This is a genomic window from Kribbella sp. NPDC058245 (genome assembly GCF_042882005.1).
Lineage (GTDB): Bacteria > Actinomycetota > Actinomycetes > Propionibacteriales > Kribbellaceae > Kribbella.
Genome location: NZ_JBHVWY010000020.1, coordinates 59,468 through 81,919 on the forward strand (window position 1 = coordinate 59,468; position 22,452 = coordinate 81,919).

Sequence of the window (22,452 nt, forward strand, 5' to 3'; positions counted from 1 at the left end):
ATGGACGACGAGACAGCGCCGGACTCGCCGTATGTTCCTGACGAGGTGGTGCGGCAGGACGGGGTCGGGGTGGGCGATCCGTTCCTGCGGCTGTGGACGCCGCACCGGATGGCCTACATCGAGGGTGAGAACAAGCCCACGAGCAAGGACGCGGGCTCGGGCTGCCCGTTCTGCCGGTTGCCGGGGTTGCCGGATACCGACGCGTTGATCGTGCACCGGGCCGAGGCGGCGTACGCCGTACTGAATCTGTATCCCTACAACCCGGGGCACCTGATGCTCGTCCCGTACCGGCACGTGGCCGACTACACCGAGCTGACGCCCGCCGAGGTATCCGACATCTCGGCGTTGACGCAGCAGGCGATGCAGGCGGTGCGCGCGGTGTCAGACGCGCACGGGTTCAACATCGGCATGAACCAGGGCGAGATCGCCGGGGCCGGGATCGCAGGTCACCTGCACCAGCACGTCGTACCGCGCTGGTCCGGCGACGCGAACTTCATGCCGGTGATCGGGCACACCAAGGTCCTGCCGCAGCTACTCGCCGACACCCGCGCCCTACTCGCCAAGTCCTGGCCGAGCTAACCGGGCGCGGTCCGTCTTTGTGGAAACTAAAAGCCGCTCCGTGGCAATTAGTTTCCACAAAGAGCGTCGCCGGCCGACTACGGCTCGCGGACACCCGCGCGCTGCTCGCCTAGTCGTGGCCGACTGACTAGCGCCGCGAACGACTCGACTCGGGTGACGAAAGCGTCCTCGTCCGGGGCCAGCGACGTGGTGGGGCCGTTGCCGGTGCCGACGAGATAACACGGGACCCCCAGCTGCCGGGCAAGGTCGACATCGGATGAGGAGTCGCCGACGACGAAGGCGAAATCCTCCGCACGGTAAGCGCCACCCTCGAGTGCGAGCCGGTACTTCGCGGCACCGTCGGGCACCGGCCCGGCGTCGTCTCCCGGCAGGTCGTCCCGGGTCCGCACCCGGTCGAACAGTTCCCTGATCCCGAGTTCTTCCAGGAGCGTCCCGGTCTCGGCGCTGCCGACCCAGCCGCTGATCAGGTCGAGGGTGTAGCCACGTTCACGCAGTACGGCGGCCGCCGTGGCCACGCCGTCGTACAGCACGCCGTGGTGCGGCAGGTACCGCCGGACCACCTCGTCGACGTGGTCCGAGACTTGCTTGGTGCCGATGCGGAGTCCGGACCAGACCGATGCCCAATAGGCCGGGGCGTTGATCTCCGCTTGTGGCGGCGGCTTCTGGGCGGCATCCCGGTAGAGGTCGGAGCAGAACTGGTAGAACATCTCGGCGTAGTCCAGGATCGTGCCGTCCCTGTCAACGATGATCCGCACGGATGCTGCCCTCCTGATCCAGCGGGAGAGGCCGGACCGGCAAGTTGCCTTCTGGACGGCGTTCCCACGGGAAGATCACCCAGTCGTCGACGACGCACCCGTGGAACGTCGGCCAGACACTGGTGTTCTGGTTCACGATGACCGAGGCGGAGCGGATCGTGGCCGGCCCGTGGGCGGCCAGATGGTCCGTGGCGCTCGCCAAGGTGGCTCCGTCACCGACGATGTCGTCCACGATCAGCACGCTGCGCCCGCGCAGCGAGGTGGCGGACGGGACCAGGTAGCGGATCTCCGGGGACCCCGAGCGATCGCTGTAGCGCTCGTCGCTGGTGTTGCGGACTGCGCCGAGGACGTAGAAGTCCGGAGTACGTTCACCGTGCTGCGCGAGCGCGACCGCGGCCGGCAGGCCACCACGAGCCAGCCCGACGATCGCGTCCGGGGCAGTGCCGCTGTCCGCGATCTGTGCCGCCAGCCGATCGACCAGGAACCCGAAGTCGGACCAGCTCATCGCGTACGGCGCGGTCCGCGTCCACAGGCCGGTCATCGGAGCACCCATACCGCGTCAGGCTGTTGCATCGGCACTCCTGGACTGCTGGAATTCCTGCCAGCCGTGGGCGCGGGTTTCGCACGACGGGCAGCGGCCGCAGCCGTAGCCCCAGTCGAAGCGTTGGGAGCGGTCGCCGTGGTAGCAGGTATGGGTCATCTCGACGATCTGCTCGACCCGACCGAGTGCGGCGGCCAGCTCCCAGGTCTGGGCCTTGGTGAGCCGCAGGAGCGGGGTCTCGATCGAGAACCCGGGCTCGTCGAGTCCGAGCCGGAGCGAGCCCGTCAGTGACTCGACGAACGAGATCCGGCAGTCCGGGTAGCCGGCGTCGTCGGTCGAGCAGACCCCGGTCACCAGGCTGGTCGCGCCCCGGACGACGCCCAGCGCCGCGGCGTAGCCCAGCAGGATGACGTTTCGTCCCGGGACGAAGGAGGAGGGCAGACCGTGGCGTTCCGCGTAGACGTTGCCGGTGCCGGCCGCGTCCAAGCGGGAGTCGATGGCTTCGTCGGTGAGCGACGAGCCGCCCATCTGCCGGAACGCAGGCCCTAGGTCGAGCACCTCGTGGTCGACACCGGCAGTCTCGGCCAGCCGGCGCGCGCAGTCCAGCTCCACCCGATGTCGCTGGCCGTAGTCGAAGGAGACCGCGACGACCTCGTCGTGGTGTTCGAGTGCCCAGAACAGGCAGGTCCCGGAGTCCTGACCGCCCGACAGGGACACGATCGCCTTGTCAGTCATCGATGACCTGCTTCCCGCTCGACGGTGGTGGTGAGGGCGGCCCGCCGGTCGCGCAGGTCGCCGCGCGCGGCCGTCGTACCGGTCATGGTCCGGGGCGCCTGGACGCCGCGCATCGCCATGCAGAAGTGCTCGGCCTCGATCTCCACCAGGAGTCCCCGGGGCCGGAGGTGCTGCTCGATCGCGTCCGCGATCTGCACGGTCATCCGTTCCTGGACCTGGAGCCTGCGCGCGAACGCGTCCACCACGCGGGCGATCTTGGACAGTCCGACGATGCGGCCGTCGGGGATGTAGGAGACGTGCGCGAAGCCGACGAACGGCAGCAGATGATGCTCGCACAGGGAATAGACCGGGATGCTACGGACCGTCACCAGTTCGTCGTAGCCCGCGGCGTCGAACGTGGTGAACAGTCCGGCGATGTCGACGGAGTACCCGGCGGTGAGGTCCTGAACGGCCGCCGCGGCCCGGCGTGGGGTGTCGAGGAGCCCTTCGCGGTCCGGATCCTCGGCCGGGACCTGGGAGAGGATCGCGTAGAAGCTCCGCTCCAGCGGATCGCGTGCCTGACCTGGGGTCGTCCGATGGGTGTCTGGTTGGACAAGCGACATGGTTCAACGGCCCTTCTCGGTGCCCCAGGCAACGACATGCAACTGGGGGAGGACGACACAGTCACGGCTGCGGGGGTCCGGTGCGACCCGCTCGCACAGCCAGCGGAACCGCCGGGCGACTCCGTCGAGCTGGAACTCGGTGTCGACGTCGGTCCCGGCGGACAGGAACAGCGGCCACGGATCCCCGGCCCGATCGCGGTGACTCGCCCGGAAGGCGAGGGCGAACTCGTAGTCCGCCTCGTCGAAACAGACGACCTTGAGGCAGGTGTCGGTGCCCTGGCGGGTCCGTGCCACGTGCTCCATGAACGCGGTCGTTTCGTCGCCCAGTGCGTGCTCCGACATGCCGCTCGACGGTGGCTTCGGGCTGACGACGAGCCGGTCGACACCGCCGAGCCAGTCCCGCCAGACCGAGCCCTGGGTCTCGACACTGACCCGCATCCCGGCCGTCTGCAGTTGCCGGACAAGATCCCCGATCTCATGCAGCGCGGGATTCCCGCCGGACAGCACGGCCAGCAGCCCGCTGGGGTCGTCGGCCAGGCCGAGCAGCCGCTGGGCGATCTCGTCGGTGGTGAGGAAGGTGGCGGTACGGCGGACGACCTCCGGGGTGACGGCATGCAGGGAATCGCACCAGCTGCACCGGTAATCGCACCCGCCGAAGCGGACGAAGACGCAGGGCGTTCCGGCATCGGGACCTTCGCCCTGGATGGTCGGCCCGAACAACTCGATCACGGGATGCTTGCGCTCGGTCGGAGCGGGACGGGTGGCCGGGATCGTCATACGTCGTCGGTCCCGTAGTACACGGTCGCGCGGCCCGACGGGGTCTCCCAGACCGACAGCCGGGACACCGGGGCGCCGCGGGAGCGAAACGTGAGCGCGATCCAGTGGGCGATGTTCTCGGCGGTCGTCGGCCAGCACCCGTCGGCGCCGATCGACTCGTTGAGGTCCTGGTGGTCCAGGCGCGGCTCGAGATGCTCCTTCCAGATCGCGGAGAGCGTGCCGAAGTCGACGACCATCCCGTCATCGGACTCGCCCCGGGGCTGTTTGACCTCGCCCTCGACGACCGCCTCGACGGTGTAGGTGTGACCGTGCGGATTGCGGCATTTCCCAGCGTGCGAGGGCAGGTGATGAGCGGCGTCGAAAGACCAGGTCTTGGCGATCTCGGCGCGCCGGACCGATCGGCCGGTGTCGTCCTTCGATGAGTTTTCGGTAAAGGGCACATGAACTCCCGATAGGTGCGTGCGGACACGGCGGAATCCCTGATTCCCGGTGATTTTCCGGGGTGGGCTGTCCGCGATCCACTCTAGGTGAATCATGGCAATTCGGTGCGGGGGCAGCGCGTCGCAAAAGCCTTCCAGGGCGGTACTTCGACCGTTTGCCCAGAAGGGCAATGGACTCATTGGCAAAAGGGCAATCGGCGCATTGGAGAGAATGTCACAGTCCGCGCGCAGCACCGATTGGTATTACCACGGACGCGAATACCACCGGGCCATCCAATTGGTCGTAGACCAATTGGCAATAACCGGCCGTGGAGTTGCCGAATCCCGAAGTTGGTGTCACCTCAGGAAGAGCGGCATCATCTGGTCGACGATTGCGGTCAGGGCGTCGAGGCTGACTTCGCGGGGTGGGGTGGTGAGGGCGGTGACGCGGACGACGCGGCGGCCGAGTCGGAAGACGAGCTCGCCGTCTTCGGGTAGGTAGTAGCCGGGCCGGCCGACTGGGGCGTTCCGCGGTGGTGGGACGCGTTGGGACTCGGGGATGGTCGTCTGGTCGAACGCCTCCACGATGGACACGGTCGCGTCGTACGTGCCCCAGATGCAGGTCAGCGCTCCGTGCACCCGATAGTCCCGCCGCAACTGAGCAGCAGCACCCATGAACTTCTCGGCCGCCGAGTTCGACAGTTGGCAAGTGGCGTCGGTCTGCCGGCCGTTTCGAAGCACAGCCGGTACGGCGTCCCTCGCGGCCATCGCGATCGTCACGGCCTTGGCGCGGTCGAGTCCGTCGGCGCGACCCTGGTCGATCCCGCCGGCCGGGGTGATGCGGACGGCGTGCTCAGCGGTGATGAACACGATCCGGGACTCGGTGATCTGCGCCTCTGGCCCGAGCTCGGTCAGCGGGGAGATGTGCCCGGCGCCGGTGAGCAGGCGGCTGAGGGCGTCGGGCTGGCGGGGGAGCGCCGTCACGCCGACCGTGACCGAGCGGCCCTCGACGAGCAGCGTGCACAGGTCGAGAGCGGGTAGACCGCCGTCGTTCCAGGCGAACGGGTTGGCGGTGACCGGGACGCTCAACCGCGTCGTGAGGTCGCCGGCGATCGTCGTACAGACCTGTGGTCCGGGAGCGCCCGCCGTACCGTCGAGGCCGGAAGCCTGTGGGGGAGCGATCACGGTCGGTACGCCGGCGGGTACGGGCGGCTCGGTCGGCCGGGCGCGATCCGCGTTCCGGGCGACCGAACAGCCGGGCAGAACGAGTGCGACGAGGACGGCGAACAGGGCGATTCGCATGTCTCACCTCCCGGGCGGTTGAGTCCAGGATCACTCGCCGAAGGGTGGCTGTCATCCGATGGTGATCGGGAGCGGATACGATCACCGACGCCATGCTTAACAGATTCCGGCATTTCTGGACCTTGGTGATCACGCCGATCGCCAACCTCCTGCTCAAGCTCGGCGTGAGCGCCGACATGGTCACGCTCGTCGGCACCGTTGGGGTGTCCGCCGGAGCGCTGATCTTCTTCCCCCGCGGTCACCTCTGGCTGGGCGCGGTGGTGATCACCTGTTTCGTCTTCTCGGACCTGATCGACGGGCACATGGCCCGGACGTCGGGGACGTCGTCGAAGTGGGGTTCGTACCTCGACTCCACCTTGGACCGGATCGCCGACGGCGCCATCTACGGCGGTCTGGTGCTGTTCTACGCGAACTCGCACGCCGGCAACTCGACGCTGATGGCGTCGGTGACGCTGTGGGCGCTGGTGATGGGTGCGGTCACGTCGTACGCGCGGGCCAAGGCCGAGAGCCTCGGGTACAAGGCGAGCGGTGGGCTGGCCGAGCGCGCCGACCGGCTGGTGTTCACGCTGGTGGTCGCGTTCTTCTCGGATCTGTTCAACCTGCCGATCCTGCTCGAGATCGTGATCTGGTACATCGCGGTGGCGAGCACGATCACCGTCGTTCAGCGGTCGCTGTCGGTGCGCAAGCAGGTGCGGGAGAACCCGGAGAGCGCCGGCCTCGACACCCCACCGCCTGCACCGCCGGCGGACCCGAAGAGCTGATCTGTGGAAGCCCTCCGCCAGCGGGTTGTGGATCTTGCGTTCGCGCTCGCCTGGACCGTCGTACGCCGCCTGCCGGAACGAACCGTCACCTGGTTGTTCCGGCGCGCGGCGGATCGGACGTACCGCACTAACGGGCGCGGTGTGCAGCGGCTGCGGAGCAATCTCGCGGTCGTCTGCCCGGAGGCGAGCGCGGCCGAGCTCGATGAGCTGACCCACGCTGGGATGCGGTCGTACCTGCGGTACTGGCAGGAGGCGTTCCGGCTGCCGGACTGGACCGACGAGCAGATCATCGGACGGGTTCGCACGGTGAACGAGAAGCTGCTGCGCGACGCGCACGCCGCGGGCAAGGGCGTGATCTGCGGCCTTCCGCACCTGGCGAACTACGACCACGCGGGCGCCTGGGCCGGCCGGACCGGGATGCCGGTGTGGACGGTCGCGGAGCGGCTGAAGCCCGAGTCGCTGTTCGACCGGTTCATTGCCTACCGCAAGCAGCTCGGCATGTCGGTGTTGCCGCTCACCGGCAGTGAGGTCGATGTCACCGGAGTCCTGGCCGAACAGCTGCAGGCCGGTCAGTTCGTCTGCCTGGTCGCTGATCGCGATCTGTCCGAGCGCGGCGTACCGGTCACGTTCTTCGGTCGTCCGTCGCGGATGCCGGCCGGCCCGGCCGCACTGAGCCTCAAGACCGGAGCCCCGCTGATCCCAGCCACGCTGCACTACGACGGCCCGGACCTGGTCATCACCTTCCACGACCCCGTCGGCACCGAAGGCGGAGCCGCCGCGATGACGCAACGCTGTGCCGATGCCTACGCGCAGGGGATCGCTGCTCACCCCCAGGACTGGCACATGTTGCAGCGGATTTTCCTGGACGAGTGACAATCGTTTCGTGAGGATCGGCGTGGTGTGCCCGTACTCGCTGGGCATGCCCGGCGGTGTGCAGAACCATGTCCGCGATCTGGCCGAGGCGCTCCTCGACCTCGGACACGAGGTCTCGGTCCTCGCGCCGGTCGACGACAACGAGGTCCCCCCGTACGTCGTTTCCTCCGGTCGCGCCGTCGGGGTCCCGTACAACGGCTCGGTGGCCCGGGTCACCTTCGGGCCGCGGACCGCGGCGCGGGTGAAGAGCTGGCTGGCCGAAGGCGACTTCGATGTCGTCCACGTGCACGAGCCCACGACGCCGAGTGCCTCGATCATCGCGCTCTGGTCCGCGGGCGGTCCGTTCGTGGCGACGTTCCACACCTGGCAGGTCCGGTCGCGGGCGATGAGTGCGGCCGCCAGTCTGCTGCGGCCGGCGCTGGAGAAGATCGATGCGCGGATCGCGGTCTCGGAGAACGCGCGCTCGATGATGGTTCAGCACGTCGGTGGCGAGGCCGTCGTGATCCCCAACGGTCTGTACACGGCTCGCTTCAAGGGCAGTCCGCGCCAGGAGTGGCAGGGCGATGGCACGATCAGCTTCCTCGGCCGGCTCGACGAGCCGCGCAAGGGTCTGGGCGTCCTGCTGAAGGCAGTCCCGGCGCTCGTGACCAAGCGACCCGGGCTGAAAGTGCTCGTGGCCGGCGCCGGACAGGCCGACGAGGCGTGGCGGTCGCTGCCGTTCTGGTGCCGCGACAACGTGCTCTTCCTCGGCATGGTCGACGACGAGGCCCGCGCCGACATGCTCGCCGGTTCAGACGTCTACATCGCTCCGCACCTGGGCGGTGAGAGCTTCGGCATCGTTCTGCTTGAGGCGATGGCAGCCGGAGCACCAGTGCTGGCCAGCGACCTGCCCGCCTTCAGGCAGGTCCTGGAAAACGGCCGACTGGGCGACCTGTTCGAGCCCGGTGACGTCGGCATCCTCACTGACCGCATCCTCCACCTGCTGGACTCACCAGCTGATCGCGAACGACTCCGGTCCGCCGGACTGACCGCCGTACAGGCTTATGACTGGTCGGTCCTGGTGCCCGACCTGATGTCGGTCTACGAACTTGTCGCTCGCCGCTAGGCCAGTTGGGCGCCGACTGCCTTGATCTCGTCCAGGTCGCCTGAGTGCGGCTGCCAGGGGAGGACCATGGGGTCGTTGGGGTAGCGGGGGATGACGTGCAGGTGGGTGTGGAACACGGTCTGCCAGGCGTCGGCGCCGATGCAGCTCAGCAGGTTCGCGCCGGTGGCGCCGTCGAGGCGGTCGATGACGCGGCTGATCAGGGACTGGGCCAGCAAGGTGATAGCCGCGAGGTCCTCGGGTGCGGTCTCGCGGAGGTCGGTCGAGTGCGCGCGCGGAATCACCAGCAGGTGACCGGGTGTCGCCGGGGCGATGTCCATGAAGGCGATCGCCCGCTCGTTCTCGCCGACCTGGGTCGACGGAATGGTTCCGGCCACGATCCCGCAGAAGAGACAGTTCTCGCTCATCGGCCCACACTATCGAGTGCGGCGGTTTGTGGTCGTGATGTCAGAATGACTGCACCACCCACGAAGTTGAGGAGCCCGATGCCGGACGAGGTACTGCGCCCGAGCGCGGGGACTGCGGTGAGCCCGTGGATGCTGACGCGGGTGATCTACATTGCGGTCCTGGGCGGGGTGCTGCCGGTCACGTGGCTGGCGTTCGTGAACAGTGGGCGGCTCGGGGTCGCTGACTCCAAGCGTGGGCTGATCGTGACGGTCGGGCTGTTCGGCATGGTGATCGAGTTCTTCGCAGTCGGGCTGCTGATGCCGGACGGTGGAGCGTGGTGGAAGGCGCTGCTGCCGATGCGGATCGTCGCGGCACTCTGTTACTACGTGCAGTACCGGATCCAGCGGCAGCCCGATCGGGTGTTCCAGTTGAGCGGCCGCGAGTACGCCGTACCGTTCGGAGCCGGAAACCTGGCCATGGTGGCGATCGGTGTGTTCACCGAACTGATGATCGCGGTGGTGGCGAGCTCATGAGCGACGAACTGCTCCGGCCGACGATCAGTTCGGCCGTGGATCCCGCGGTGCGGCCCTGGCGGCTGACGACGCAGGCCTTCGTGGCGTTCTTCGGTGGTGTGATCGCCGGGACGATCATCGCCTGGCTGAACAGCGGGCGGCTCGGCGTCGAGCGCAGCAAGCGCTGGCTGATCGCGGGCACCGGCGTCGTTGGGCTGGGCGCGGTGATCGCGATCTACGCGCTGCTGAACGGCGACGGTGAGCGGACGTCGAGTCTGCGGATCGTCGTCCGGGTCGTCGCGGTGCTGTGCATCCTGGCGCAGATGCGCTGGCAGCGGCCGATGGACCGGGCGTTCCAGCTGCGCGGGACCGACTACCACTCGATGTGGGTGCTCGGTCCGATCCTGGTCGTGGTCTGTGCGGTGGCCGAGGCCCTCCTTCTCGCTCTGGTGGTGACGTTGTGAACGAGCCGACCGAGGCCCGCCTGCAGATGGCTGGTCACTGGCTGCAGATCGGTCATCCCGAGCGAACCCTGGACGAGCTCCAGGGACTGTGGGGTGATGCGGCCGTCGACTTCCGCGCCTACCTGTTCCGTGGGGCCGCGCTCCATCAACTGGACCGGAACGCGGAAGCGATCGACGTACTGAAGGATGGTCTGGCGTTGCACGGGCCGTTCCTGCCGCTGCTGCAGGTGCTCGGGTCCGCGCTGCGCTCCGAAGGACGGTTGCCCGAGGCCGAGGCGGCGTACCTGCAAGGTCTGAGCCTGGACCCGAACGACCCGGACCTGCTGATCGGCTATGCCCGCGTCTGCCTGACAGCCGGCCAAGCCGAGAAGGCCAGTGCGCTGGTCGAGCGCGCAGCGTCGCATGCGCCGGAGAGCGCGGTCGTGTCGGCGGCCCGGGCCGAGGTGGCGTTCGCGCTCGGCAAGGACCAGGACATGCGCCGGCACAGCACCGAGGCACTGTCCCACGATCCGGAAGACCCGCACGCTCGCGCCTTGCACGGTACGGCGTCGATGCTGACCGGGGACGCGCGGTCGGGCTACAACTCGCTTGCCTCGGCCGCCGCCTCGCAGCCCGGCGACCAGGACCTGCGTGCGGCCGCCCGCGAGGCCAAGCTGATCAACCACCCGCTGATGCTGCCGCTGCGGCCGTTCCAGCGCGTCAACCCGCTGATCGTCTGGATCGGCGCGGTCGCGATCATCTACGGCCTGCGCGCCGCCGGCCTCGCCCCGCTGTCGTTCGTGTTCGCGATGGTCTGGCTCGGGTTCTGTATCTATTCGTGGGTGGTGCCGTCCCTGCTCCGCCGCTACCTGAACCGAAAGTGGGGCGCATGAGCAACGAACGGATCGACGCACTCCGCAAGGCGGTCGACGCCAACCCGGACGACGTGCTGCTGCGGCTGGTCCTCGCCGAGTCGCTGGCTAGCGCCGAGCACGTCGAAGAGGCGCTCGACCAGTACGTCGTACTGCTCGACAAGGACGGTCTGCCCGAGGACCAGTTCGTGCCGGTGGGGGAGCTGGCCGCGACCAACGGCCGGCTCGCGCTGCTGCGCAGCCTGCTGGAGACGGCGCGGCAGAAGGGCGTGGTCGAGGGGACGGGGCGGCTGCAGCAGTTGGTCGACGAGATGATCTCCGAGCGCAGCGGCGTGAAGATCAAGGTCGGCCCGGAGGCGGAGACGCCGTTCGAGGCTGATACCCGCAAGGAGACCACGACCTTCGACCAGGTCGGCGGCATGGAGGAGATCAAGCGGGTCATCCACCGCATGGTCATCCTGCCGCTCAGCCGCCCGGAGCTGTACGAGAAGTACGGCCGCAAGTCCGGCGGCGGCGTGCTGCTCTACGGCCCGCCCGGTTGCGGCAAGACGCTGCTGGCCCGCGCGACCGCGGGGGAGTGCGGGCTGCCGTTCATCAACGTCCGCATCGAAGACGTGATGGACCCCTACCTCGGCGTCTCCGAGCGCAACCTGCACGCCGCCTTCGAGCGCGCCCGCGCGAATGCACCGTGCGTGTTGTTCCTCGACGAGCTTGACGCGTTGGCCTTCGCCCGGCACAAGCACGGCGGGTCCGAGGCGCGCCGGCTGGTCGACGTACTGCTGCAGGAGCTGGACGCGATCGGCTCCGAGAACGACGGCCTTTTGGTGCTCGCGGCAACCAATGCGCCTTGGGACGTGGACGAGGCGATGCTTCGACCTGGCCGTTTCGACCGGGTGATCTTCGTGCCGCCGCCGGATGAGCCGGCTCGCGCCGACATCCTGTCGGTGCTGGTGAAGGACGTGCCGGCCGCCGGGCTCGACCTGAAGGCGATCGCCGGGCAGACGCCGATGTTCAGCGGCGCGGACCTGCGTGCGCTGATCGAGCGCGGCGTCGACCGGGTGATCGACGAAGCGCTGGCCAATGGCGGCGAACCACCGCTGGCCATGCACCACCTCACGGACGTCCTGAACGCGGTGAAGCCGTCCACGCTGGACTGGCTGCACCGCGTCCGCTCCTACATCGAGTTCGCGAACCAGAGCGAGCGGTACGACGATGTCGCGTCGTACCTGAAGTCCCGCGACGTCCGGCGCCGCCTCAACCGCGACACCAAGAGCTAACGTCCGAAAACACGCCGACGACGTACTGCGGCTGTTCGGACGTTGTGACGGGTGTGGGGCTAGCGTCCGAAAACACGCTGACCACGTACTGCGGGCGTTCGGACGTTAGGTGGGTTTGACCTTGGAGGCGACCGCGTCGGGCATGGGTTCGTAGCGGGCGAAGGCGCGGCTGAAGCTTGCTGCGCCGTGGGACAGCGACCGCAGGTCGATGGTGTAGCGGGTGATCTCCACCTGCGGCACCTCGGCCTTCACCAGGGTGCGGTCGTCCCCGACCTTGTCGGTCCCGAGCAGCCGACCGCGCCGCCCGGACAGATCGCTCATCACCGAACCGACAAGCTCATCCGGTACCAGCACCGAGACCAGGTCGACCGGCTCGAGCAGACTGACCTTCGTCGCCGCCGCGGCCTCGCGCAACGCGAGCCCACCGGCCATCTGGAACGCCATGTCCGACGAGTCCACGCTGTGTGCCTTGCCGTCGAGCAACGTCACCCGGATGTTGACCATCGGGAACCCGGCCGTGCAGCCCTTCTCCATCTGCGCGCGCACGCCCTTCTCCACGCTCGGGATGAACTGCCGCGGTACGGAGCCGCCCACCACCTTGTCGACGAACTCGAAGTCCGAACCACCGGGGAGCGGCTCCACCTCGATGTCACACACGGCGTACTGACCGTGGCCGCCGGACTGCTTCACATGCCGGCCGTGCCCCTTGGCCTTGCCGCCGAACGTCTCCCGCAGCGGCACCCGCAACTCCACGGTATCCACGGTCACGCCGTACCGGTTGGACAGAGCATCCAGTACGACGTCTGAGTGCGCCTCGCCCATGCACCACAGCACGATCTGATGCGTCTCGGGGTTCTGCTCGATCCGCAGGGTCGGGTCCTCGGCGGCCAGTCGCTGCAGCCCGGCACCGAGCTTGTCCTCGTCAGTCTTCGCATGGGCCTGGATCGCGATCGGCAACAACGGCTCGGGCATCGTCCACGGCTTCAGCAGCAGCGGGTCGGCCTTGTCCGACAACGTGTCGCCGGTCTCGGCCCGCGTGAGCCTTCCGATCGCGCACAGATCGCCCGCGATCACCGTGCCGGCCGGGCGCTGCTGCTTGCCCTGCGGGAACGACAGGGTGCCGATCCGCTCGTCCTCGTCATGGTCCTCATGGGTGTTCACATCACCGAAGAAGGACGTGAAATGGCCCGACACATGAACTGTCGTGTCGGGCCTGATGGTGCCGGAGAACACCCGCACCAGGCTCACCCTGCCGACGTACGGGTCCGAGGTCGTCTTCACCACCTCGGCGAGCAGCGGACCGCTCGGATCGCAGGCCAGTCCTTTGCGCGGTACTCCGTGGGGAGTGAACACCTCGGGAAGCCGATGCTCCAGTGGTGACGGGAACCCGCTGGTCGCGACCTCGAGCAGTTCGTGCATGCCGACCCCGGAACCGCTGCAGACCGGCACCACCGGGAAGAACGAGCCGCGTGCGACCGCGCGCTCGAGGTCCTCGATCAGCACCTGCTTGTCGATCTCCTCGCCGCCGAGGTACCGCTCCATCAGCGACTCATCCTCGGACTCCTCGATGATGCCCTCGATCAGCGAATCACGAAGCTCCTCGTACGACGGGTCTGTGGTGGACAGCAGCCCGACCAGTCCGTCGTCAGCCGGCATGTAGATCGGCAGCACCTTGTCGCCGAACGCGTCCTGCGCGGCGGCGAGCGCGTTGGCGTAGTTCGCCCGGGCGTGATCGAGCTTGGTGATCACGACGGCGCGCGGCATCCCGACCTGGTCGCATTCCTGCCAGACCGCCTTGGTCGGCTCGTCGACACCTTCGTTCGCGGTGATCACGAACAGCGCGCAATCGGCCGCTCGGAGTCCGGCCCGCAGTTCGCCGACGAAATCGGCGTACCCAGGAGTGTCGATCAGGTTCAGCTTGATGCCGTTGTAGGGGAGTGAGGCGAGCGCGAGCCCGACCGACCGCTGCTGACGCGCCTCGGCGTCGTCGTAGTCGCAGACCGTCGTGCCGTCCAGGACGGTGCCGGGTCTGGACAGGACGCCGGAGGCCACCAGCAGGGCCTCGACCAGCGTGGTCTTGCCGGAGCCTGACGGTCCGACGAGCACCACGTTGCGAAGGGCGGCCGGGCTGTCCACATTGGGGGCGGCGCCAGCACCCGGGGCCGTCTGCGTTTTGTCTGCCATGACGTACCTCCTGGGTCATCCACCATTCCCCTAACGGTCCGTTTGCACAAGCCCATCGGGCGGCCTCCCACCGGCGGACCCCGGCGGTCGATAGTGTCGCGGGCATGCGTAGGGCACTCGGGGTCGTCATCAGCCTGCTCGTCACCACACTGGCCATGGCCGGCTTCGCGCTGCCCGCGTCGGCGGCGACCGGGGACGAGGTGCGCTCCTTCACCATCAACTACACGGTGACGCCGGACGGCGTGCTCCAGGTGAAGGAGACGATCGCCTACCACTTCGGCAGCTACGGCCGGCACGGCATCTACCGGTTCCTGGTCACCCGCGAACCGTGGGCCGACGACCGGTCGAAGGACCAGAAGTACGACGTCTCGAACATCAAGGTCGACAGCCCGACCGGGGCCCCGGACACCTTCGACACGACGACCGAGAAGAAGGACAGCGATCGCGACCAGACGGTCAAGATCACGATCGGCGACGAGGACAAGACGATCAGCGGCCAGGAGGCGACGTACGTCATCACGTACGACGTCCGCGGCGCGCTTCGGCACTTCAACGACCACAGCGAGCTGTACTGGGACGCGACCGGTGGTTCCTGGGAAGCGCCGATCAAGCAGGTCACGGTCAACGTCGACGTACCGCAGGGCGTGCAGCAGGTGGAGTGCTTCACCGGCACCCGCGGAGCCACTACCAACTGTCCGCAGAAGTCGGTCGTGGCCGGGAAGGGTGTCTTCAAAGCATCCGACCTCGCCCAAGGTGAGCAGTTGACGATCGTGGCCGGGATCAAGGCCGGCGTGGTGCAGAACGACGCGCCGATCGTGGTCGACCCGCCGAACTGGCTGCAGCGCAACGGCCTGAACATCCCGGCGCTGATCGGCTCCGGCATCGTCAGCCTGTTCGCACTGGTCGTCGCCGCGATCTACGCGAGGACCGGCAACAAGGACCAGCGGTTCGCCGGGATGCCTCCGGGGACGTTCCCACCGGACGGCATCGCCGCCGTACCGGAGAAGAACACCCTGGACGACGATCAGATCCCGGTCGCCTTTGCGCCGCCGCGGATCCCGGTCGCCGAGGCTGGGCTGCTCATCGACGCCAAGGCCAACACCACCGAGGTCGCCGCGACCTTGATCGACATGGCGGTCCGCGGCGGAGTCCGGATCCAGAACGACGGCACCGAGCGGCACGCGGTTCTCGTCGACGCCAGTGTGGCGACCGCGCCGCACGAGCAGGCGCTGTTGCAGGGCATGTTCCCGGGGCTCGTCCCCGGCGCCTCGGTCACCCTTGAGCGACGCCCGGTCGGGGACACGTCGATGGCGGCGACCGCGACGGCGATGCTGAACGCGCTGCGGGAACAGGTCGCGGCGCGGCAGTGGTACACCCGGCTGCCGTCCAAGATCGGCACCCGCGGCGGCTCGGTCTTCAAGTCGGGCACCGGCTGCGCCTGTATGGCGATGATCGGCATCTGGATCTTCGGCGGCGGCATCATCGGTACGGCGACCGCCGCGTCGACCGGTGGATTCGGCCGGGCCGTCGTGATCGCCGTACCGGTGCTGGCGGTCATCATCGCGATCGCGACCTGGGTGCGGATCCGCGGCCGCGGTCAGCGGACACCGGCCGGGCGTGCGGTCAGCGACCAGGTGATCGGCTTCCGTAAGTACCTGGCCACTGCCGAGGCGGATCAGCTCCGCTTCGAGGAGGGCGAGGACATCTTCAGCAAGTACCTGCCCTGGGCGATCGCCTTCGACCTGGCCGACCGCTGGCAGAAGGTCTGCGAGCGGCTCGTCGCCGCAGGCCGGCTGACACCCGATCCCTACTGGTACGTCGGTCCGTCGTACTACAGCTCCGGCTGGACTGCTGGTGCTGTGAGTTCGACGGTCGCGCAGACGTTCCAGCCGCCGCCCACTCCGTCCAGCAGCGGCGGTGGCGGCGGTAGCTCGTCCGGCTTCAGTGGCGGCTCGTCGGGTGGCGGCGGTGGAGGTGGCGGCGGCGGGTCCTGGTAGCGGTCAGGCCTCCTCGGCAACCCGCTTGAGCCACTCGCGGATCAGGCTGTCGAACAGTTCAGGCTGCTCGATCTGCAGGTTGTGCCCCGCCACATCCAGTACGGCGAACGTCGCGCGCGGGTAGTGGGGGAGCAGCGCGTACTGATCCTCGAACCCGACCACTGCGTCCTGCCGCCCGCAGATAATCAGCGTCGGCCGCGTGTACGGCGGACCGTCTTCCGGATCAACCGTGAGTTCACGCTTCTTCAGGATCCGCTCGAGTGCCTTGATGTCGGCGAGCGCCAGCCCAGGCGCGATGTCTCGCCGGTACGCCGTCAGCGCGGCCGCCGTCTCGACCACGGCGAGGTCGGTGAAGTCCTCATCCGGACCCAACGATTCGCGGACACCGGGCTCGGACCGTAGGACGACGTGCTCCGGGAGATGGCGATCGGCGTTCTCTACCACGGTTCCGATCGGACAGATCATCGCCAGGCCCAGCATTTGCGTGGGCCGCGCACGGGCGATCGCGCGGCCGAGATAACCGCCGTACGACTCACCGATCAGCAGGAACGGCGTCGTACCGATCTGCTCGTCGATGAACGCCTGTACAGCGCTGAGAATCCCATCGGAGCTGTTGACTCCGTCGGCCGGGCTCTGGCCCATCGCCGGGAGGTCGGGGTAGAGCCGGCGGTACCCGGGCAGGCCGGTGAAGATCGGCTCGAGGCAGCCGGTCATCAACCGGTGATCGGGAGTCCAGCCGTGCAGCGCGAGTACAGGGATTCCTTCGCCGTGGGCAACGAAGTGCAGGGGCATGAAGGGGTCGCTTTCTGTCGGGGGCTCATGCCTATAGTCGCTGCATGTCGAGTCATACGCTTGCTCCTGATGCCGATGTGCTGCGATCCCGCCTCGAGCGCGCCCGGACGGCGGCCGCCGGTACCGGTCTGGTGATCGCGCCCGGCTCCGATCTGCGCTACCTGATCGGTCAGGGTGGTGGCTCGTTCGAGCGGCTCACCGCGCTGGTGATCCCAGCAGACGGCGTACTGGCGTTGGTGGTTCCGAAGCTGGAGGCGCCGGGATATGCGGGCTTGCCGCTGGAGGCACTCGGGATCGAGGTGCTGACGTGGGTGGATGGCGACGATCCTTATGCGCTGGCCGCTTCGCGCTTGTCGGGCGCCGAGCAGGTTGCGGTCAGCGATTTCACGCCCGCGCTGCATGTGCTCGCGCTGCGGTCGGCGTTGCCGAAGGCCGAGCAGGTGCTGGCTGGGCCGATCGTGCGCGAGCTGCGGATGCGGAAGGACGCGGCGGAGCTTGAGGCGCTGCGCAGGGCCGGTGCTGCGATCGACCGCGTCCATGCGCGGGTCGGCGAGTGGCTGCGGCCGGGCCGGACTGAGGCTGAGGTCGGTGCGGACATTGCTGCGGCGATCGTCGAGGAGGGGCACGAGGCAGCTGACTTCGTGATCGTCGGTAGTGGGCCGAACGGGGCGAGTCCGCATCACTCGCTGTCGGATCGGGTGATCGAGGCCGGTGATGTCGTGGTGGTTGACATCGGTGGGCCGGTTCCGGAGGGGTACAACTCCGATTCGACTCGGACGTATGCGCTGGGCGCTCCGCGGGATGCGGATGTGGCAGCGACGTACGCCGTACTGCAAGAGGCGCAGCAAGCGGCCGTGGACGCGGTGCGGCCGGGGGTGTCTGCCGAGTCGATCGATGCGGCGGCGCGTGCGGTGATTGATGCGGCTGGGTTCGGTGAGTTCTTCATCCATCGGACCGGGCACGGGATCGGGCTTGATGTGCACGAGGAGCCGTACATCGTCGCGGGCAACTCGTTGCTGTTGGAGCCGGGGATGGCGTTCAGCATCGAGCCGGGCATCTACCAGCCGGGTCGCTGGGGTGCGCGGATCGAGGACATCGTCGTGGTGACCGCCGACGGCGTCGAGCCGATGAACCGGCGGCCACACGAGTTGGTGGTGCTTTAGCTGGCGCGGAACGTCTTGCGGTAGGCGAGTGGCGAGACGCCGAGGTCGGACCGGAGGTGGTGCCGGAGTGAGGCCGCCGTACCGAGTCCGGCTGCCTCGGCGATCCGATCGACAGTCAGCCCTGTCGTCTCCAACAGGTGGCAGGCGTGCCGGACGCGCTGCTGCAGCAACCACGTGCCCGGCGACTGACCGGTCTCAGCCTTGAAGCGGCGGCTGAAGGTTCGCACGCTCATCCGGGCGTGCTCGGCCAGGGCCTGCAGGCTCAGCTCCCGATCGAGGTGCTGCAGCGCCCAGGCTCGGGTCGGTGCGGTCCCATCGGTGCCTTCAGCCGGTACGGCGCGTTCGATGAACTGGGATTGGCCGCCGTCACGCCAGGGCGGGACCACGCAGGCGCGGGCGGCGCGGTTGGCGATATCGCTGCCGAAGTCGCGGCGGATCAGATGCAGGCAGAGATCGACCCCGGCGGCGAGACCGGCCGACGTGAGGATGTCGCCGTCGTCGATGAACAGTTGGTCCTCGCGCAGATCGACCTGTGGGTAGCGTTCGCGGAACAGGTCGGCACGCTTCCAATGCGTGGTCGCCGGGCGCCCGTCGAGAAGGCCGGCCGCGCCGAGCACGAAGGCTCCGGTGCAGATCGACGCGATCCGCGTGCCGGGGCGGATCATGGCGAGCGCGTCGGCGACCGCGGTCGGCAGTGTGCCCTCGTAGCGCGGCTGCGGGATGTAGGTGCCGGGGATGATCACGGTGTCCGCCTCGGCCAGCACCTCCGGGCCGTAGTCCGGGATCAGGCTGAATCCCGCCGCGGCTCGGACCGGACCACGATCGATGCCGCAGACGCGAACGTCGTACAAGTGGGTGCCGTCTGCCGTGGTCGCGGCGCCGAGGACGGTGGACGGGATGGTCAGGTCGAAGCCGACGACCGGTTCGAGGGCCAGGACGGCGACCACGTGAGGCTTCATGGCCACATCTTGACACATGCTGGCGTTCTGGCCACTGGTACGGCGTGCGCGGGGGCGGCACAGTAGTCGCGTGACACAGACTGTGGAGACGAAGAAGCCTGCTCGGGTGCACTTGGCCTGGGCAGTCGCCGGGGTGGGGTTCGTAACGCTGATCGGGGCGGCCGGGTTCCGGTCCGTGCCGAGTGTGCTGCTGGATCCGCTGCACGAGGAGTTCGGCTGGTCGCACGCGACGATCTCGTCGGCCGTGTCGATCAACCTGCTGCTGTACGGCCTGATCTCACCGTTCGCGGCCGCGCTGATGGACCGCCTCGGTCTGCGGCGCGTGGTCAGCGGAGCGCTGGTGCTGATCGCGCTCGGCAGCGGTCTGACGATCTTCATGCACTCGTCCTGGCAGCTCCTGCTCTGCTGGGGTCTGCTCGTCGGCGTCGGTACCGGCTCGATGTCGATGACGTTCGTCGCGACCATCACCGGCCGCTGGTTCGTCGAGCGGCGTGGGCTGGTCACCGGTCTGCTGACCGCGGCCGGCGCGACCGGACAGCTGGTCTTCCTCCCGCTGATCGCTCACCTCGCTGCCGCCTACGGGTGGCGGACTCCGGCTTTGGTGGCCGCCGGTGCGGCGTTGGCCGTCGTACCGCTGGTGTTGATCTTCCTGCGTGACTACCCGAGCGATGTCGGCCTGCGCGCGTACGGCGCTCCCGAGGGCAGCCTCGCCGGTCAGCGCATTGCGACCACCGGCAGTTCGGCGCTGCGGGCGCTCACCGCGCTGCGGACGGCCGCTCGGCGTCCGTCGTTCTGGATGCTGGCAGGTGGGTTCGCGATCTGTGGTGCGTCGACGAACGGGCTGATCGGTACGCACTTCGTCACCGCGGCGCACGACCACGGCATGCCGATCACGACCGCGGCGTCGTTGCTCGCACTCGTTGGCGTCTTCGATGTCGGCGGGACGATTCTGTCCGGCTGGCTCACCGACCGCTGGGATCCGCGGTACCTGCTGATCGCCTACTACTCGTTGCGCGGTCTGTCGCTGCTGGTGCTGCCGTCACTGCTCGGACCGACTGCGCAGCCGAGTGTCTGGGTCTTCATCATCTTCTACGGCCTCGACTGGGTCGCCACCGTGCCGCCGACCGTGGCGCTGTGCCGCGAATGGTTCGGAGTGGACGGGCCGATCGTGTTCGGCTGGGTCTTCGCCTCGCACCAGGTCGGTGCCGCTCTTGCCGCGACGGGGGCCGGGGCGATCCGGGATACGCAAGGCAGCTACAACCTCGCTTGGTATCTGGCCGGTGGTCTATGCGCAGCCGCGGCCTTGATGTCCGCCTGCATCGGGCGCCGAGTGCGGGCATCGGACGCCGCAACGGTCTGACCGTTAATTGGTCGGCCTGAACGCAGGCACAGGGGTTACTCTGCGGCCATGAGGCAGGGGGAGATCGACAAGATTGCTCAGGAGACCGGCTTCTCCGGTGTCGTCCAGATCGATCGCGGGGGCGAGGTCGAGTTCGCGAAGGCGTACGGGCTGGCGAACCGCGCCTACCAGGTTCCGAACTCGCTGGACACCCGGTTCGGTATCGCCAGCGGCAGTAAGGGTTTCACTGCCCTGGCGGTGATCTCGCTGGTCCGCGAGGGAGCGCTCGACCTGAGCACCACAGCCCGATCGCTGCTCGGCAAGGACCTGCCGCTGATCGCGGACGACGTGACGGTCGAACACCTCCTCACGCATACGTCCGGTATCGGTGACTACCTGGACGAAGACTCCGACTCCGAGATCACCGACTACTTCATCGGCGCGGCCCACGAACTGACGACCACCGAGGACTTCCTGCCGCTGCTGGACGGTCATCCGAGCAAGTTCCGCGCCGGCGAACGGTTCTGCTACTGCAACGGCGGCTTCGTGGTCCTCGCCCTGCTGGCCGAGCGCGCCAGCGGCGTCGGCTACCACGATCTCGTCCGGCAACGGGTGCTGCGCCCGGCCGGCATGACTCGAACCGACTTCCTCCGATCCGACGAACTGCCGGCCGATGCGGCCGTGGGCTACCTGCCCTTGGACGGCGTGGATCGCACGAACGTCTTCCACCTCCCCGTGCTGTCCACCGGCGACGGCGGCATCCACACCACCGCAGCAGACGTCTCGACGTTCTGGCGCGCGCTCTTCGCCGGCGACATCGTGGATTCCGTCGACGACGTCGTGCGCCCACGCTGCGACGTACCGGAACAATCCCGGCGCTACGGCCTCGGCTTCTGGCTGGACGGAGCCACCGACACCGCCATGCTGGTCGGGTACGACGCGGGCGAGTCGTTCAAGTCCACGCACGACCCGCACACCGGTACGACCTGCACAGTGCTCTCCAACACCTCACCGGGAGCCTGGCCCATCGCGCGCGCGTTCGTCAGCTAGCCTCGATCTAGGTTGAGGTTGAGTTGGTCGGAGGGCGGAGCCATGGGTGGAGTCGTGGACGTGCAGCCGGGTGAGCTGACAGTCGGTCAGCTGTCGCAACGAAGCGGAGTGGCGATCTCCGCCCTGCACTTCTACGAACGCCAGAACCTGATCCTCAGCCGCCGTACCGCCGGCAACCAACGCCGCTACAAACGCGACACCCTCCGCCGAGTTGCGTTGATCCGCATCGCCCAGCGCGTCGGCATCCCGCTGTCCGAAGTCGCCGCCATCCTCGCCCTGCTGCCCGAGAACCGCACCCCCACTCGCCAGGACTGGGAACGCATCTCCGAATGCTGGCAGGCGGAGCTCGACCGCCGCATCCTGCACCTCGAACAACTCCGCAACGACTTCAAGGACTGCATCGGCTGCGGCTGCCTGTCCCTCGACCGCTGCGCGCTAGCCAACCCGTACGACGCCCTCGCCACCAAAGGCCCCGGCCCCCAACGCCTCCTCACCGATTCCGGCACCCCCTGCCACCCCACCCAATGTGCCTAGCCACCACCAACGACTGCACATAGTCCCGCCTCCCCGCCTCCGCGCCGCGCCCCGACCGCGCGTCCGCGCGTGCCGTGTTCACTACCTGCAGTCCTTCGTGCTGTCGTGTCGGAGCTGGCCGGTACGACGCTGTGGTCGCGAAGGGCGTTGCCTGATCCCCGAATCCGGCGCCCGCTATCGCCCCCGGCCGGCGGGTGATCGACACGAGCGACTGCAGGTAGTCCCGGCTCTGCGGCTCCGCGCCGCGCCCCGACCCCGCGTCCGCGCGTGCCGCGTTCACTACCTGCAGTCCTTCGTGCTGTCGTGTCGGAGCTGACCCCGTACGACGCTGTGGTCGCGAAGGGCGTTGCCTGTTCCCCGAACCGGCGCCCCCTATCGCCCCCGGCGGGCGCGTGATCGATACGAGCGACTGCAGGTAGTCCCGGCTCTGCGGCTCCGCGCCGCGCCCCGACCCCGCGTCCGCGCGTGCCGCGTTCACTACCTGCAGTCCTTCGTGC

The 22,452-nt window shown here is 68.3% G+C and carries 24 protein-coding genes; 13 read left to right on the forward strand and 11 right to left on the reverse strand.

Annotated features, from left to right (window positions below; all coding sequences use genetic code 11):
- On the forward strand, positions 1-579 hold the full coding sequence (locus ACFVWG_RS35900) for an HIT family protein (protein WP_391547936.1): 579 nt from the start codon (positions 1-3) through the stop codon (positions 577-579).
- A gap of 77 nt (positions 580-656) precedes the next feature.
- Here the strand turns inward: ACFVWG_RS35900 and ACFVWG_RS35905 are convergent, their stop codons facing one another.
- The 7 genes from ACFVWG_RS35905 to ACFVWG_RS35935 form a co-directional block, all read right to left on the reverse strand.
- Positions 657-1,334 carry an HAD family hydrolase gene (locus tag ACFVWG_RS35905; protein WP_391547937.1) on the reverse strand — a complete coding sequence of 226 codons (678 nt, stop codon included), beginning with the start codon at positions 1,332-1,334 and terminating at the stop codon, positions 657-659.
- A complete protein-coding gene (locus ACFVWG_RS35910; RefSeq protein ID WP_391547938.1) occupies positions 1,318-1,887 on the reverse strand; it encodes a phosphoribosyltransferase in 570 nt (189 codons plus the stop codon). The genes ACFVWG_RS35905 and ACFVWG_RS35910 overlap by 17 nt, the downstream gene beginning before the upstream one ends.
- A 6-nt stretch (positions 1,888-1,893) precedes the next feature.
- Positions 1,894-2,610, reverse strand: a complete 717-nt coding sequence (gene queC / locus ACFVWG_RS35915) for a 7-cyano-7-deazaguanine synthase QueC (protein ID WP_391547939.1) — start codon at positions 2,608-2,610, stop codon at positions 1,894-1,896.
- Positions 2,607-3,212, reverse strand: coding sequence for a GTP cyclohydrolase I FolE (folE, locus tag ACFVWG_RS35920; protein WP_391547940.1), 606 nt, complete (start codon positions 3,210-3,212; stop codon positions 2,607-2,609). The genes queC and folE overlap by 4 nt, the downstream gene beginning before the upstream one ends.
- A 3-nt stretch (positions 3,213-3,215) precedes the next feature.
- Entirely contained in the window at positions 3,216-3,989 is a 774-nt protein-coding gene (queE, locus tag ACFVWG_RS35925; protein ID WP_391547941.1) for a 7-carboxy-7-deazaguanine synthase QueE, read from the reverse strand.
- The gene (queD, locus tag ACFVWG_RS35930) at positions 3,986-4,429 is read right to left on the reverse strand and encodes a 6-carboxytetrahydropterin synthase QueD (RefSeq protein ID WP_391547942.1); all 444 of its coding nucleotides are present in this window, start codon (positions 4,427-4,429) and stop codon (positions 3,986-3,988) included. Before queD ends, queE begins: the two co-directional genes overlap by 4 nt.
- A gap of 336 nt (positions 4,430-4,765) precedes the next feature.
- Complete coding sequence (locus ACFVWG_RS35935) at positions 4,766-5,710, reverse strand: hypothetical protein (protein ID WP_391547943.1); 945 nt, start codon at positions 5,708-5,710, stop codon at positions 4,766-4,768.
- A 92-nt stretch (positions 5,711-5,802) separates the two neighbouring features.
- On the opposite strand from ACFVWG_RS35935, the gene pgsA reads away from it, so the two are divergent.
- From pgsA to ACFVWG_RS35950, 3 genes are read left to right on the forward strand one after another with little or no spacing between them, the layout of a single operon-like run.
- Positions 5,803-6,471 carry a phosphatidylinositol phosphate synthase gene (pgsA, locus tag ACFVWG_RS35940; RefSeq protein ID WP_391547944.1) on the forward strand — a complete coding sequence of 223 codons (669 nt, stop codon included), beginning with the start codon at positions 5,803-5,805 and terminating at the stop codon, positions 6,469-6,471.
- A gap of 3 nt (positions 6,472-6,474) precedes the next feature.
- Complete coding sequence (locus ACFVWG_RS35945; protein ID WP_391547945.1) at positions 6,475-7,344, forward strand: phosphatidylinositol mannoside acyltransferase; 870 nt, start codon at positions 6,475-6,477, stop codon at positions 7,342-7,344.
- 10 nt (positions 7,345-7,354) lie between these two features.
- Complete coding sequence (locus tag ACFVWG_RS35950) at positions 7,355-8,449, forward strand: glycosyltransferase family 4 protein (protein WP_391547946.1); 1,095 nt, start codon at positions 7,355-7,357, stop codon at positions 8,447-8,449.
- Here the strand turns inward: ACFVWG_RS35950 and ACFVWG_RS35955 are convergent.
- Positions 8,446-8,853 carry an HIT family protein gene (locus ACFVWG_RS35955; protein WP_391547947.1) on the reverse strand — a complete coding sequence of 136 codons (408 nt, stop codon included), beginning with the start codon at positions 8,851-8,853 and terminating at the stop codon, positions 8,446-8,448. The two genes, ACFVWG_RS35950 and ACFVWG_RS35955, sit on opposite strands and share 4 nt — an antisense overlap.
- 78 nt (positions 8,854-8,931) lie before the next feature.
- Here ACFVWG_RS35955 and ACFVWG_RS35960 point away from each other — a divergent pair, with 78 nt between their 5' ends.
- The 4 genes from ACFVWG_RS35960 to ACFVWG_RS35975 are packed head-to-tail and all read left to right on the forward strand — an operon-like array spanning position 8,932 to position 11,937.
- On the forward strand, positions 8,932-9,366 hold the full coding sequence (locus ACFVWG_RS35960) for a hypothetical protein (RefSeq protein WP_391547948.1): 435 nt from the start codon (positions 8,932-8,934) through the stop codon (positions 9,364-9,366).
- Positions 9,363-9,809: a hypothetical protein gene (locus tag ACFVWG_RS35965; protein WP_391547949.1), complete on the forward strand. Its 447-nt coding sequence runs from the start codon at positions 9,363-9,365 to the stop codon at positions 9,807-9,809. Before ACFVWG_RS35960 ends, ACFVWG_RS35965 begins: the two co-directional genes overlap by 4 nt.
- Complete coding sequence (locus ACFVWG_RS35970) at positions 9,806-10,681, forward strand: tetratricopeptide repeat protein (protein ID WP_391547950.1); 876 nt, start codon at positions 9,806-9,808, stop codon at positions 10,679-10,681. Before ACFVWG_RS35965 ends, ACFVWG_RS35970 begins: the two co-directional genes overlap by 4 nt.
- On the forward strand, positions 10,678-11,937 hold the full coding sequence (locus ACFVWG_RS35975) for a tetratricopeptide repeat protein (RefSeq protein ID WP_391547951.1): 1,260 nt from the start codon (positions 10,678-10,680) through the stop codon (positions 11,935-11,937). The genes ACFVWG_RS35970 and ACFVWG_RS35975 overlap by 4 nt, the downstream gene beginning before the upstream one ends.
- A gap of 105 nt (positions 11,938-12,042) precedes the next feature.
- Here the strand turns inward: ACFVWG_RS35975 and ACFVWG_RS35980 are convergent, their stop codons facing one another.
- Complete coding sequence (locus tag ACFVWG_RS35980) at positions 12,043-14,121, reverse strand: elongation factor G-like protein EF-G2 (RefSeq protein WP_391547952.1); 2,079 nt, start codon at positions 14,119-14,121, stop codon at positions 12,043-12,045.
- Positions 14,122-14,225: 104 nt separating this feature from the next.
- Here ACFVWG_RS35980 and ACFVWG_RS35985 point away from each other — a divergent pair, with 104 nt between their 5' ends.
- Entirely contained in the window at positions 14,226-16,118 is a 1,893-nt protein-coding gene (locus tag ACFVWG_RS35985) for a DUF2207 domain-containing protein (RefSeq protein WP_391547953.1), read from the forward strand.
- 3 nt (positions 16,119-16,121) lie between these two features.
- On the opposite strand, the gene ACFVWG_RS35990 is transcribed toward ACFVWG_RS35985, so the two are convergent.
- A complete protein-coding gene (locus tag ACFVWG_RS35990; RefSeq protein WP_391547954.1) occupies positions 16,122-16,910 on the reverse strand; it encodes an alpha/beta fold hydrolase in 789 nt (262 codons plus the stop codon).
- A 44-nt stretch (positions 16,911-16,954) separates the two neighbouring features.
- Between ACFVWG_RS35990 and ACFVWG_RS35995 the strand changes: the two genes are divergently transcribed.
- Positions 16,955-18,073, forward strand: coding sequence for a M24 family metallopeptidase (locus ACFVWG_RS35995; protein ID WP_391547955.1), 1,119 nt, complete (start codon positions 16,955-16,957; stop codon positions 18,071-18,073).
- Here ACFVWG_RS35995 and ACFVWG_RS36000 read toward each other — a convergent pair.
- Positions 18,070-19,032 (reverse strand): GlxA family transcriptional regulator, encoded by a 963-nt coding sequence (locus tag ACFVWG_RS36000; RefSeq protein WP_391547956.1) that lies wholly within the window; start codon positions 19,030-19,032, stop codon positions 18,070-18,072. The two genes, ACFVWG_RS35995 and ACFVWG_RS36000, sit on opposite strands and share 4 nt — an antisense overlap.
- 70 nt (positions 19,033-19,102) lie before the next feature.
- On the opposite strand from ACFVWG_RS36000, the gene ACFVWG_RS36005 reads away from it, so the two are divergent.
- From ACFVWG_RS36005 to soxR, 3 genes are read left to right on the forward strand one after another with little or no spacing between them, the layout of a single operon-like run.
- The gene (locus tag ACFVWG_RS36005) at positions 19,103-20,392 is read left to right on the forward strand and encodes an MFS transporter (RefSeq protein WP_391547957.1); all 1,290 of its coding nucleotides are present in this window, start codon (positions 19,103-19,105) and stop codon (positions 20,390-20,392) included.
- Positions 20,393-20,440: 48 nt separating this feature from the next.
- Positions 20,441-21,421 (forward strand): serine hydrolase domain-containing protein, encoded by a 981-nt coding sequence (locus ACFVWG_RS36010; RefSeq protein ID WP_391547958.1) that lies wholly within the window; start codon positions 20,441-20,443, stop codon positions 21,419-21,421.
- 42 nt (positions 21,422-21,463) lie between these two features.
- A complete protein-coding gene (gene soxR, locus ACFVWG_RS36015; protein ID WP_391547959.1) occupies positions 21,464-21,955 on the forward strand; it encodes a redox-sensitive transcriptional activator SoxR in 492 nt (163 codons plus the stop codon).
- Positions 21,956-22,452 lie beyond the last annotated feature (497 nt).

Bases quoted from the DNA above. Each gene is read 5' to 3' on its own strand.
- queC (WP_391547939.1), bottom strand. From the start codon at position 2,610: ATGACTGACAAGGCGATCGTGTCCCTGTCGGGCGGTCAGGACTCCGGG.
- folE (WP_391547940.1), bottom strand. From the start codon at position 3,212: ATGTCGCTTGTCCAACCAGACACCCATCGGACGACCCCAGGTCAGGCA.
- ACFVWG_RS35990 (WP_391547954.1), bottom strand. From the start codon at position 16,910: ATGCCCCTGCACTTCGTTGCCCACGGCGAAGGAATCCCTGTACTCGCG.
- ACFVWG_RS35985 (WP_391547953.1), top strand. From the start codon at position 14,226: ATGCGTAGGGCACTCGGGGTCGTCATCAGCCTGCTCGTCACCACACTG.
- ACFVWG_RS35955 (WP_391547947.1), bottom strand. From the start codon at position 8,853: ATGAGCGAGAACTGTCTCTTCTGCGGGATCGTGGCCGGAACCATTCCG.
- ACFVWG_RS35980 (WP_391547952.1), bottom strand. From the start codon at position 14,121: ATGGCAGACAAAACGCAGACGGCCCCGGGTGCTGGCGCCGCCCCCAAT.
- ACFVWG_RS36000 (WP_391547956.1), bottom strand. From the start codon at position 19,032: ATGAAGCCTCACGTGGTCGCCGTCCTGGCCCTCGAACCGGTCGTCGGC.
- ACFVWG_RS35960 (WP_391547948.1), top strand. From the start codon at position 8,932: ATGCCGGACGAGGTACTGCGCCCGAGCGCGGGGACTGCGGTGAGCCCG.
- ACFVWG_RS35910 (WP_391547938.1), bottom strand. From the start codon at position 1,887: ATGGGTGCTCCGATGACCGGCCTGTGGACGCGGACCGCGCCGTACGCG.
- ACFVWG_RS35965 (WP_391547949.1), top strand. From the start codon at position 9,363: ATGAGCGACGAACTGCTCCGGCCGACGATCAGTTCGGCCGTGGATCCC.
- ACFVWG_RS36010 (WP_391547958.1), top strand. From the start codon at position 20,441: ATGAGGCAGGGGGAGATCGACAAGATTGCTCAGGAGACCGGCTTCTCC.
- queE (WP_391547941.1), bottom strand. From the start codon at position 3,989: ATGACGATCCCGGCCACCCGTCCCGCTCCGACCGAGCGCAAGCATCCC.
- ACFVWG_RS35995 (WP_391547955.1), top strand. From the start codon at position 16,955: ATGTCGAGTCATACGCTTGCTCCTGATGCCGATGTGCTGCGATCCCGC.
- soxR (WP_391547959.1), top strand. From the start codon at position 21,464: ATGGGTGGAGTCGTGGACGTGCAGCCGGGTGAGCTGACAGTCGGTCAG.
- ACFVWG_RS35935 (WP_391547943.1), bottom strand. From the start codon at position 5,710: ATGCGAATCGCCCTGTTCGCCGTCCTCGTCGCACTCGTTCTGCCCGGC.
- ACFVWG_RS35900 (WP_391547936.1), top strand. From the start codon at position 1: ATGGACGACGAGACAGCGCCGGACTCGCCGTATGTTCCTGACGAGGTG.
- pgsA (WP_391547944.1), top strand. From the start codon at position 5,803: ATGCTTAACAGATTCCGGCATTTCTGGACCTTGGTGATCACGCCGATC.
- ACFVWG_RS35975 (WP_391547951.1), top strand. From the start codon at position 10,678: ATGAGCAACGAACGGATCGACGCACTCCGCAAGGCGGTCGACGCCAAC.